The organism is Citrobacter sp. Cpo045, assembly GCF_030332875.1.
In the GTDB taxonomy this organism is placed as follows: domain Bacteria; phylum Pseudomonadota; class Gammaproteobacteria; order Enterobacterales; family Enterobacteriaceae; genus Citrobacter; species Citrobacter portucalensis.
This window is the reverse complement of sequence record NZ_JAOWGZ010000070.1, coordinates 110680-122782: the sequence shown is the minus strand read 5'-3', so window position 1 is coordinate 122782 and position 12103 is coordinate 110680. Positions and strand designations below refer to the sequence as shown.

Below are 12103 nucleotides of genomic sequence, written 5' to 3'. Positions count from 1 at the left end.
TTAATAATAAGACTCGGTGGTGAGTTTGTTCTTAGGAGAAGATAAAAATGAAAAAATTATTATTAGTGACCTCTCTGGCGTCTGTATTTGTTGCGGCAAATGCAATGGCAGATGTCACTGCTTCTGCAACGGCCTCGTGGGACGCGACGGCAACAAAAGATACCACCAGCATGTTGGTCGTCACTCCGCTGAACTCTTTGACTTTCCAGTATGCGGAAGGTCTGAATGGCTTCAACTCCCAGGATGGCGCGTTTGATGTGACTATTCAGGGCCAGGAAACGGCAACTGATTTTGAACTGACCGCTCAGATTATTAGCAATACTCTGACCAACGCCAGTGGTGATGCGTCTACCCTGAACGTAGGGGTGGCATGGAATGGCACCGCGTTGACTAATTCATCAGATACTGTCCTGGTAAATTCCAGCTCGACTTCTGGTCTTGAAAGCCTGATGGCTGATGGCGCTTACAACGGTGCTGACCGCGTCAGCGATCAATCCAACTTCAAATTCACCATTGCGTCTGCGACTTCTGATGGTAGCACGCCGGTAACGGATTACTCTGCACTGCCAGACGGCTATTGGACTGGGGATGTAAAAGTACAGTTCAATGCAACCTGGACGACTCCGTCCGCCTAAGAAATAAAAGTTCGGGAGGAGAACTTCTCCCGAACTTATCAGGAATGGTGTCATGAATAAATATTTACCGGCAGCAATGTTGGTAGGGTTGGTAATATCTTTTTCCAGCTGGGCAATTAACGTCGGTGATATCACGTCGATAATGACTTCTACTGAGAGTTCATTATCGAAAGAAATCACTAATACGACAGATTCGGCTCGTTATGTCAGCGTATCGGTAAAACAACTGTCATCACCTTTAGCGGGCGGAGTCGAAATAAAACCCGTTAATTCCGGGGAATTACTCTCTACGCCTGCCAATCTAATTCTGCCTGGTCAGGCAAAGGATGTTTTTCGTTTCTTTTATAAAGGGCCAGTTGATGATGTCGAGCGTTATTATCGTCTGCAATGGATAGATGAGCCGGTCACCGAGAGCGCGGAAACCCGGGCCAATAAATTGGCTGTTGCGACAGCGTCAGCAGAAATTGGCACGATTTTGGTCGTTGCGCCGCGAAAAGAGCGTTTTGAATATAACCGTAATGGTGATGTTATTAGCAATACTGGCAATGTTTCATTTCGAGTAATCGCCTATGGGGCTTGCAAAGATAATGCTCGCGATCAGGGGCGGGGCTGTCGTGAACGTTATTACATTATGCCAGGTACAAAAATAAAAATGCAGTTCACCGACATTAGTAATAGCCGCTCACGCATCGGTATCTGGCACGGTAAGCAGTTTATTACAGTGAAGTGATGGTCAATAGCAACCATCTGTACGGGATAAATAAAAATACCGGATTGTAAGGATGCATATGACAACAACATATATTGTTGGCGGTAGCATTTGTCTTTTTCTTGCGCTGACACCAGGAACTTCACATGCAGCCCCAGTAAAAGTGGGTAATTACGTTATTCCCAGCGCTTTCGCCCGTTCACTGGAGCAGGGAATGACGGTGCCGGTTTATATTCGTTACAACGAGACTGATGAGAAAAGTCAGCAAAAAATTGCCGATGCGGTGATTTCGCTTGTTGATGGCAATATTACAGTTAAAGCACTGACTCTTGCTGAATTGCCCAATAATGCTGTGTTATCCGAGAAAACCCGCGCGTTAGTGGAAAAAATCCGTGATGTAAAGTTTCACGATAATACGAATATTGAACTGTCAGATGATGCTCGACTGCAACTTAATGTCTCATCATTTCACCTGGAGATGATTGTCAGCAAAGATGCGTTAACTGAAGCGATTGTCGCGCGCAGTAGCTTGCTTGGACCTTCCAGCGTTGAAACTCTGTCTAACGTCCTGAACTACAACTTTGGTACCTACTACAACGATTACCGAAATGGCAGCAGTACCCGCAGCTATCTGACGATGGACAATACAACATCGCTGCGGGAGCACCACATTAATGTTAACGGTTCGTTTTACGGTATCGGTGACAGCAATGGTACCAGTAAACTTTATCGTGCGATGTATGAGCGCGATTATGAAGGGTATCGACTGGCGCTGGGGATGCTTGATACATGGAATGTCCAGTCTATTGCCAGCCTGAATGCGCTGAATGGTGGGAAAATTTACGGTGCGAGCTACGGGAACAAAGGAAGTACGGTTGTTGAGAATACCGCGCTTTCACTCACGCCGATTACCGTATTTTTGCCAGCCGCTGGTGAGGTTCATGTCTTCCGCGATGGACGTTTGCTCAGCGTGCAGAACTTTAATATGGGCAGCTATGAAATTGATACCAGTCGCTTTCCGTATGGTGTTTACGACGTCACGGTAGATATCGTGGTCAATGGGCGGACAATTAATAGTCGTGTCAGCCGGGTTAATAAGATCTTTGCTCGCCAACAAGCTGCCGGAGTTCATCAGCTCTCATGGCAGTTTTTTGGTGGTTCGCTGGATTATGATCGGGTGAGCTATAAGCGTAACCACTATCAGGATTTGGGTAGTGAGCAGACCTGGATTGCCGGGGGGGCCGCATCGGTGACGCTGGCGATATTGTCGGGGCTGGGCCTGAAATCAACGATCTACGGTTTTGACAACAATGCGGTTAATGAAACGGATGTCACGCTGAATGTGAATGAATACGTCAGTATTGGCAATCAGATGTTGGTAGCGAACGATTCATCATGGCGAAACATCAGTAACATTAATCTCAATGTCCCTGAGGGATATGGTTCCCTTTGGGCATCTCGTGAAGACAGTAAAATTGGCGATCGCTTGCCTATGCAGGAGCGTGATAACTATTCCATTGGCGGAACTCTTAACCTCGGAAAGTTTATTCCTCATGGTGGTTCACTTACTGTTAGTCAGACGGAGAATCGTTACTCAGGCAATAAATACCGTAATCTGGATTACAACACGACTCTTTATTCTGGAAGGTATGCCACGATTGGGTTACGTGCAGGAATTCAGCGTTATTACTACAACAACCGAAATGACGATGGGCGACAGGAACGTTATGTCAGCCTGGACTTATCGTTGCCGTTGGCGACCTGGTTGAGCATGGGCGTCTCCCGAGATCGCTATGGCAGCACCCAGGGTAATCTCAGTGCACGAAAACAGTATGCTGAAGGGCCGATTAAATCGGTCGGATTATCGGCATCAACGCGTCTGAGTGGTGAACAGTATTACGACAATAATTATTCGGTAAACGGCAATCTAAGTTATGACACGAAATATAACGCTGGCACCGTATCGGTAACACGTTCTGCTGACAACTCCACCAATATGAACTTCTCTTCCCAAGGTTCTCTGGCATGGGCAGGTAAAGACTTCGGTCTGAGTAAAGAGAGGCAGCGTTCTGGCGTTATCGTAAAAACAGATTTGACCGGCGAGGGGAAACTGGCTGCGAAGATTAATAACCGCAATTATCGTCTCAGCGGTAAATCAAACTTCATTGCACTGCCGCCCTATGCTCAGTACAAGCTGGAAATCCTCAATGATAAAAATTCTGAGGACAGCTTCGATATTGTTTCAGGACGCAAACAGGAGCTGACGCTATATCCGGGTAACGTGGGAGTTATCAACCCTGAAGTGAAAAGCATGGTCACCGTATTCGGTCGCATTCGTTATCCCGATGGACAGTTGGCTGCAAATACCGATATTCATAACCACATCGGTAAAACACGTACGGATGCAAAAGGTGAGTTTGCTATCGATATTGATAAAAAGTATCCGGTTATTACGTTAATTTCTGCCAATGGCAGGATATGTGAAGCCGATCTGGATCTGGAAAAAGCACGCGGCGCTGCGTGGGTTGGCGATGTGAAATGTGCAACGCAAACCACGATGGCACAACGATAAGGTATTAATAATGAATAAATCTCTTTCCCTTATTCTCGGCTGTGTCTTTGCCGCGTTATCTCCATCCGCCTGGGCGCTCTCGGCTTCCACTCAGGCGGCGGTCAACAACAACTATTTGTTTATAGAAAACAATGTTGATAACGAATACTTTATTACCCCGTCCTCTCTCGATCCTCGCATTAGTGGGTCGAACACCTGGGTAAAATATGGAAACGACCAGGATAGCCTGGGATATATGGGTATCGTTGGTTGGGTAGCCAATACCTCATATTATAAAGATATGTGGATTGATAATTCGCCAATCAGTGAACCATTCCGGGGTATTCGTTGCACTACTGGTGCTAATTGCCCTGCATCTGGCTATATTGCTGCCGAGCTAACCGATCAATTTGGTTTTTATCACACCAAAGCAACCGGATCCGGAATCGCCGGTGGATACTATGGTTTTGCATCGCTGACAGACTCGGCGTATGAATACTTCCGCAATATGTCGGTCGGAAGCGCAGAGACATATAACCTTAATTTTTGTCGAACCACGATTGACTATGATTATGCGGCTGGGCAACGTTGTAAAGACCAGAGCAGCGGTAATTGGTATATCAGACCTTATACATTAAATAAAATAGGTCATTTATCTTTGGTTTCTACCAATGCATTTCAGGAGTTATGGGTTGCCAGTGATGGCACCCCGAGCATCACTAAAGACAGTGGTTATTGTGAGCTGGGTGTGGTCAGTCGTGAAGATGGCGTTATCTGTAAGATGATTTCATATAATTTAAATCAAACCAGCAATCTGACGGCTTCACTACGTATTCGTATGTACGCAGATAGCGGTTTGCTCGGTTTTACGCCTGCGGCTGCCACAATAAAATATTCTGGTGATGGTCAAACCTGGACTAACTTTAGCTCGACGTCGGTTTATTATAATGTTTTTAGTAATAGTGGTGAGTATGTCTATGTTTTTCTGTCGAAAACATTCCTGAAAAATATGGTGGATCGTGGCGTCAGTATCACCAACAGCCAACCATTTACATTTGCTTTTACAAATAGCGTGACGCCAGAGTCGGGGTATTACCAGTTTACTCCTTCGCTACAGCTCAATATTGTTCCAAAGGAATATGGGATCAGTATTATCTCATCGGATAACAGCACCTCGGCAAGCGGCAGCGGCACAATTGGCGAGACCGCTCCGATTGAGATGGATTACACCGTGACGGTCTCGGGGCCTCGTCAGGCTGATAGCATTACCGCACAAGTTATTGGGGAAAGTACGACGATAAACAATGTGCCTTACTGCCTGTTTACGTCTGCGCAAGGCGGGCTGTCCGTCCCAATTCCCGCCTTCCTTCAGTACAACAGTCAGTCGGGTGGCGTGGTACAGAAACGAAATAGTTGTAGTGAAGCGGCAATCAGCATGAGAGATGCGCAATGGCAACAGACGCCCTGGGACGCAAATAATACAGATGATGGAAGCTACTTTGCGACTGATTTAAAATTGCTTTTCCCAATGAATGATTCGCGTTCGATGTTGACCGTTTCCGGTGCGGATTGGGAAGGTGTTGTCAGTGCCAGCGGAGAGATAAAAGTGACGGCGAACTGGGTGGGAGTGACGCCATGAGCCACTGTCGTTTGGCGCTAAGATGGATATTGGCCTTGCTTTCCGGGCTGGCGGTGTTCTCCGCACAGGCCGTCTACCTGGAGTCGACTATTTATGAGATGCCATCGGATAAATCATTTATCAGTAAACGAATCTATAACGATAGCCAGAAACAGAACGTGTACAGTATTAGCGCAGTTAAAATAGATAAACCGGGACCGGGAGGTGAAAACAGAAGTGCTATTGCCGAAGGCGAACTTTTGTTTACTCCGCTCCGTTTTTCACTGGCACCGCAGGCAAGTGAGTTTTTTAAGATTTTCTATCGTGGCCCGCAGGATGATAAAGAACGCTATTACCGAATACTGTTTCGTGAAATGCCGATAACGCTGTTTACCGAGCGTAATCAAGGGAAAGGCGGACAGGCTCTCCCGGTGATCGCTATGGATACCATATTGGTCGTTCGTCCGAGGAAAATGAACCTGGCCTACACCATTGATGAGATAAACGGGACGTTGAAAAACACAGGGAATACTTTTTTCAAAATTATCGTACACCAGGGGTGTCACTCAACTGATGATGAAGCCACCATGCGTTATGTGTTACCGGGGGAAACCTGGCATAGTAGTGAGTTGAAAACAAAAAACCGGAAATTTATCGTAGCGTTGCAGAAATACCTACCCGTGGGTCAGGGTTGCTCAAAAATTAATCATTAGAGGTGTTGGGTCTGAACCAATATGCCCTGATTATATATTGAACCTATACTGTCACTCGCTATAGAAAATGTAGCAATAAATTTAGAGTCGATGAAACAATATGTCGTGCATATTGCCGGAAATGTTTATGAATACAAGATCTACGACATCCTCTCTTAGTTTGCCGGTCAGTATAAACTACGGTAGTATGTTATTTTGTTGGTCACTGTAGTTATATGTTTTGTAAATTTTGTATTTATAGTTTTTTGTTTTGTAATGAAGTGAAAGTGAGTAAAGGGATTTGTACTGATTAAGAAATGGAGATTTTTCTTTTTCAATTTTTAAATGGAACTTACGGTGTGATGAGAATACTCATATGGATAACTGTGATTATAAATTCTGAATTTACGTGATATGGCTTATGGATAAAGTTATATCACGAATCGCCTTATGATTATTGGAGGTCGAAGGTGTTGTATATTCTCTCGTGAATAGAGCGAGGGACCTGCTATGCCATAAATTTGAGTTGGTGATAACTATGAATACGAAAAAAATTTTTCTGCTCAGTTATGATACTTTCCTTTTTTCAGGAATAAAAGCATGGTTACCAAATCTGGTATTGATCGATGCACGGACATTTATTTCTGGCACGCAGTCAGTTATGTCGCAATATCCGTCCTGCTTGCTGGTGATCGATAACCGGTTGCCATTATTATTGGTCAAAAAATGGCTTCAGAGAAACAGTACACAGTTCATCAACATACACTGTATTGTTCTGCGGATGTGCGAAACCCTGCCTGTTAATCGGGGATATGAAGAATATTCCTTTATCAATGGGGGGGAATTGTCGGAGCAGTTGATCGCTCAATTAAAAGAGAGTCTATTGGCACCTAACAAAGTTGTGGAAGTCAATAAAGATTCACCGATGTTTACTTTTAACTTGACTGAATTTGAAGAAGAAATGCTGTATTCATCATTCACAAAAGAAAAACTGCATGATTTCTGTATTGCTAATTCGCTAACAATTAAGTCAGTGTATCGATATCGGGATAAAATTACTGCTCGCCTCGGCTTTTCCAATTTTAATGAAACTGTTATCTTTTTAACCCGAAATAATTTATTAAATGAAAGTTCTATAATCAATAATAATGTGAATGGGGATGCAGTTTACACTGACGCATATGATGTTTCGGATACTAGTAGACTGAGTATGGCAATAAGGAATGAGGAGATCATTCCTTATTTTCAGCCCATCGTGAATATCAGGGGCGACGTTTGTGGTGTTGAGGTATTGGCTCGTTGGCCACAGGGACATAACTATGCTATTTCTCAGCGAGAGTTTATTCCATTGGCTGAAAAAAGTGGCTTAATCAATGAGTTAACTAGCTATTTAATGACCGCTGTTGCGCGCAATCTGGTCTCTGGAGGCGCAAGCATTAATAAAACTCTGTTCGTTTCTTTTAATGTCAGTCCGTCAGGTTTAAATAATCCCGTATTCTATTGGGAATGCCTTAATTTTATGGAGATAACGCAAGGTCTGCCGATAAAATTGATGATAGAGATAACAGAGAACCAGACGTTCACGATCACTCCTGCAATCAAAGAACTTATTCGTTCGTTACGAAATAAAGGTGTGTTGTTTGCTTTGGATGATTTTGGTACTGGATACGCTAATCTCTGCTATCTCAATGAGTTAGACCTGGATGTAATCAAAATTGATAAAAGCTTCATTAAGGAAATTAAAGAGGTTGATCAATATATCCCTATGCTCGAGTCAATTACTCACCTTTCAGGACTTCTGGGGTTACGTACGGTGGCCGAGGGCGTTGAAAATGACTATCAGCAACAATGGTTGGGAAAAAATAATGTTGACTATCTGCAGGGGTATCAGTTTCTACCGCCAGTGACATTTAATGATTTTATCCGGTATTACCAGCAGTCTGTAGATTTGTTTGAATCAGCGTCGGATTCACCTTTATCTACGTAATTCATTTTTGACACGGTTTTTACATATGAAGGGTAAAACCTTTAAACGAGTATGTGCTCTGAGCTGACATGGCCTGCAGCATGATTTTTTCCTGAACACCAGGGGCAGACGCCTCTGGGATTGGCGTCTTTGCATCGCTGCCTGTCTGTCTGGTTAAGTAAAAAGTCCTACAGTGAAGTATGCACCGTTTGTTTATGTATCTTAAACGGGGTATTTATAGTGATATCAGCGTTAATCAAACAGGTACTGAGGTTAGCCCGTAGCCATGCGTCCTTTCCTGACAAAATTAAGAGTCTGGCTTCCACCACCACTCATCCTGTTATTATTCCTCATCGCGGATGCGTTGACGGCGATCCCGCGTTTCACATTTGGCGCGGTGACTATCGTAATAAGTGCATTGTTGGCTAGCGTCAGTCTGGCGATGATACTGCATACCGCGTGGCAGATGCGGAAGAAACGTACGACGCTAAACCCACTGCATGCAGAGAAATCGACCACACTTGTTACTGGCGGATGTTATGCCTGGAGCCGCAATCCAATCTATCTTGGAATGAGTGGACTCCAGTTAGCTTTTTCTCTCTACGTCGGTAGCCTGATTGGAATATTGGCTGCACCGCTGTTTATACTGGTGGTTGCCAGATTACATATTGATTTTGAAGAGGAACAACTGCGAAAACATTTCGGGCCGGAATGGATACGCTACGAGCAGCGTGTTCGCCGCTGGTTATAGAATTCCCTTGCCGCGTACCAGGACACCTGTGACGACACGATTCGTGCGGTTATTGAAACCGGATGATGCAAAATTAGGCGTTTGATTCGCAAGGCCATTGACGCATCGCCCGGTTAGTTTTAACCTTCTACCCCGTGTTCACATTCGTGGGCATGTCCTTATCAGGGCCGATATAGCTCAGTTGGTAGAGCAGCGCATTCGTAATGCGAAGGTCGTAGGTTCGACTCCTATTATCGGCACCATTTCAAACTCTTCTCAAGTCTACCGAAATCAACGCAAACCCCGTTTACTGCGGTTTTCAGCGCACATCTTATTTTCCGGGTAACCTGCCCCACGTTCTCCGTATCGCCATTCTTGGTTGGTAGTTCAGAGGCCGTTAATCAGGCCTCGTCGAAATGGCTGATAATATCGAGCGGCCCTGTGCCAGGGCCGATTCATTTACTGAGCAGATTCAGCAGGATGTAAATGCAATACGCTTCAACCCCTCTACCGCTTTTTCGAGGTAGGCGCGTGGACATCCCATGTTCAGGCGGATAAAACCTTTTCCAGCAGGACCAAAGCCATTTCCCATTGAAGGCGCAATACCGGCAACATCAAGCATTACCCATTTGAGCTGCTCATCATCCAGTCCAAGCGCTTTGCAATCTATCCACAGTAGATACGTTGCCTGGGAAGGAACAACCCGAGCCCATGGGAGATATTCATCAATTTGTTGAATAAACCAGCGTCGATTTTCAGCCAGATAGCCAAGTAACTCGTCTAACCATGGCGCACCATGTTGCCATGCAGCCGTACTCGCCTCGACGGATAGCGCATTGAATACATCAAGTCCATGCGCATCCAGACGGCGTAAAAAGTGTTCACGCAATGCCGGTGCCGGTATCAGAAAATTAGCAATACGCAATGTCGACAAACCAAACGTTTTACTGGCTGAAGTGGCTGAAATTACACGCGAATGCCAGCGTTCTCCCAGATGCAGAACTGAAGTAAATTGTTCTCCAGGAAGCAATAAATCTGCCCATATCTCATCAGACAGCAACGTCACATCATAGGTCTCGCATAGCGTAAGTAGCTGTTCCAGCTCCTGTGCAGACCAACAACGACCGGTTGGGTTATGCGGATTACATAAAATCATTAATGGTGGACGTTCAGTCCGGAATAACATTTCCAGGTGAGCAAAATCCATTTGATAACCGGTAGCCGGGTCCTCATACAACGGATTTTCCAGCAGCTGTCTGCCGTTCAGAGAGATAATTTTAGCGAATGAGCCATAATAAGGTCCCTGAACGACCACGCCTTCACCGGGTTGACTCAGCATTTGTACGAGTAGCGATAATCCCGGAACAACACCTTCAATACTGCAGATCCACTCTTGCTTGATTTCCAGCTGATGCCGGGTTGAGAACCATGAGATTAATGAATCAAAGTAGCTTTGTGGTCGTTCGCTGTAACCAAAAATACCGTGCCCGACGCGATGAGTTAAAGCTTCCTGAACAGCGGGCGGGCAAGTAAAGTCAAAATCAGACACCCACATTGGCAACAGTTGATGTGTATCCTCGCCGAAATATCGCGCCATAAAGTCCCATTTCAACGAGGCGGTATCGTGACGATCGATAATCTTATTAAAATCCATTACATGCTCTCCCTATTCTGCTGCCGTAATATTTTTTTCTGTTTCTGCCACTGATGGCGCCTTCGCAATACCGATTCCCGTGAAACCGTAAATCAAGGCGAAGAAGATTGCGGCATAGCACTGAATCGCCCATGGCAATAAATCCAGCGTGCTCACTCCTAATGTCGTGGCCATATAAACTCCGGCAGCGGTCCACGGCAACAACGGCTCAATGACGGTGCCAGCGTCTTCAATGGTGCGGGACAGATTTTTGGTATCCAGTCCCATACGACGATATGCGTCTTTAAACAGTTCAGCTGGAACCAGAAGAGCCAGCTTGCCGTCGCTTGTCGCTCCGGTCACCAGAAGGGTGGTACCAATGGTTGCCGCAATTAACTGACCGACACTGTGAATGACCGTCAGTAAGCGGTTAATAATAATGTTGAGCGCGCCGGTTAACGTTAAGGCACCGGCAAAAGAGAATGCGCAAAATACCAGAAGGATAGTGCTCATCATTGAGAACATTCCGCCGCGGTTCAGCAGGCGCGGAACATCAGCAATAATGCCCTCACTCCCTTGCGGGAACATAGTAATGTTGAATCCATCTATAAAGGCATCCAGTCCCTGCTTGATGCTGAGTCCTTGCATGACAACGCCCAGAATCAGGGCTAATACGCATGCACTCAGCATTAAAGGAATGACCGGCTTTTTACGAATCGCGCCCCACAACACAATAACCGGCGGCAAAATCAGAATGATATTGAAGTGGTATAGCGACTCCAGAGCGTTGACAATGTCGGTAACCCGTTGTGGCGTGGCGACCTCGCCGAGCATATTGCTGTGGCCGGCAATAAGATAAACCACGGCGGCAAGCAGAAAGCTGGGAATGGTGGTCCATAATAAGTGCTGGATATGCTCGAAAAGGGTGGTATCTGCAACAATGGCCGCAAAGTTGGTGGAGTCTGACAGCGGAGATATCTTGTCACCGAAGTAAGCGCCAGAAACAACGGCACCTGCCGCTGCTGCCATCGAAACATCCAGTCCGGCGGCAACGCCCATCAATGCTACGCCAACCGTTCCGGCGGAACCCCAGGAGGTTCCGGTACACACCGATACGACGCTGGTCAAAAAGAAGGCGGCGATGAGAATGTATTCGGGGCTGATGAGTTTCAGTCCCCAGTACACCATGTAAGGGATGGTGCCGCTGAACATCCATGTACCAATCAGGCCGCCAACACAGATAAGAATCATGATAACCGGCATTGCTTTGGCGAGTTTATCAACCACCGAATTAATGATGTCTTCCCAGCAATACCCTTGCCACCAGGCCATGCCCGCGGCGACTGCAGCAGAACATAGCAACAAGGGCTCAATACGTAGCCCCATGATGCCGTAGCCAATAATTAGCAGCAGTAGCATGGCTAAAATAGGGATCACTGCCAGTCCAAATGAGAGTGTTTTTTTCTGATTTTGAGAGGCATTCATTCATGAATCTCCAGTCTGTAAGGTCGCTCAAGAGTAGAGAACACCCTTTTGCCTGACTGTGATCGCTCATTGGCCCTCATGTAA

The 12103-nt window shown here is 45.7% G+C and carries 9 protein-coding genes and 1 tRNA gene; 8 read left to right on the top strand and 2 right to left on the bottom strand.

Going from position 1 to position 12103, the window contains the following annotated elements; genetic code table 11:
- Positions 1–47: 47 nt before the first annotated feature.
- From ecpA to OGY13_RS02345, 8 genes are all read left to right on the top strand, one after another.
- Positions 48–635, top strand: coding sequence for a common pilus major fimbrillin subunit EcpA (gene ecpA, locus OGY13_RS02380; RefSeq protein ID WP_003830835.1), 588 nt, complete (start codon positions 48–50; stop codon positions 633–635).
- A 52-nt stretch (positions 636–687) separates the two neighbouring features.
- On the top strand, positions 688–1365 hold the full coding sequence (locus OGY13_RS02375) for an EcpB family pilus assembly chaperone (RefSeq protein WP_213752993.1): 678 nt from the start codon (positions 688–690) through the stop codon (positions 1363–1365).
- A gap of 58 nt (positions 1366–1423) precedes the next feature.
- On the top strand, positions 1424–3916 hold the full coding sequence (locus OGY13_RS02370) for a CS1-pili formation C-terminal domain-containing protein (RefSeq protein ID WP_213752994.1): 2493 nt from the start codon (positions 1424–1426) through the stop codon (positions 3914–3916).
- Positions 3917–3926: 10 nt separating this feature from the next.
- The gene (locus tag OGY13_RS02365) at positions 3927–5534 is read left to right on the top strand and encodes a fimbrial adhesin EcpD family protein (protein ID WP_213752995.1); all 1608 of its coding nucleotides are present in this window, start codon (positions 3927–3929) and stop codon (positions 5532–5534) included.
- Positions 5531–6226, top strand: coding sequence for a fimbrial biogenesis chaperone (locus OGY13_RS02360; protein WP_057068504.1), 696 nt, complete (start codon positions 5531–5533; stop codon positions 6224–6226). The genes OGY13_RS02365 and OGY13_RS02360 overlap by 4 nt, the downstream gene beginning before the upstream one ends.
- 517 nt (positions 6227–6743) lie before the next feature.
- Complete coding sequence (locus OGY13_RS02355) at positions 6744–8192, top strand: EAL domain-containing protein (protein ID WP_048214863.1); 1449 nt, start codon at positions 6744–6746, stop codon at positions 8190–8192.
- A gap of 265 nt (positions 8193–8457) precedes the next feature.
- On the top strand, positions 8458–8922 hold the full coding sequence (locus OGY13_RS02350; RefSeq protein WP_153753699.1) for a methyltransferase family protein: 465 nt from the start codon (positions 8458–8460) through the stop codon (positions 8920–8922).
- Between the two features lie 166 nt (positions 8923–9088).
- Positions 9089–9164 (top strand) — tRNA-Thr (locus tag OGY13_RS02345).
- Between the two features lie 209 nt (positions 9165–9373).
- On the opposite strand, the gene OGY13_RS02340 is transcribed toward OGY13_RS02345, so the two are convergent.
- Entirely contained in the window at positions 9374–10555 is a 1182-nt protein-coding gene (locus OGY13_RS02340) for a MalY/PatB family protein (RefSeq protein WP_048236037.1), read from the bottom strand.
- A gap of 12 nt (positions 10556–10567) precedes the next feature.
- A complete protein-coding gene (nhaC, locus tag OGY13_RS02335; RefSeq protein WP_048226419.1) occupies positions 10568–12019 on the bottom strand; it encodes a Na+/H+ antiporter NhaC in 1452 nt (483 codons plus the stop codon).
- Between the last annotated feature and the right edge of the window lie 84 nt (positions 12020–12103).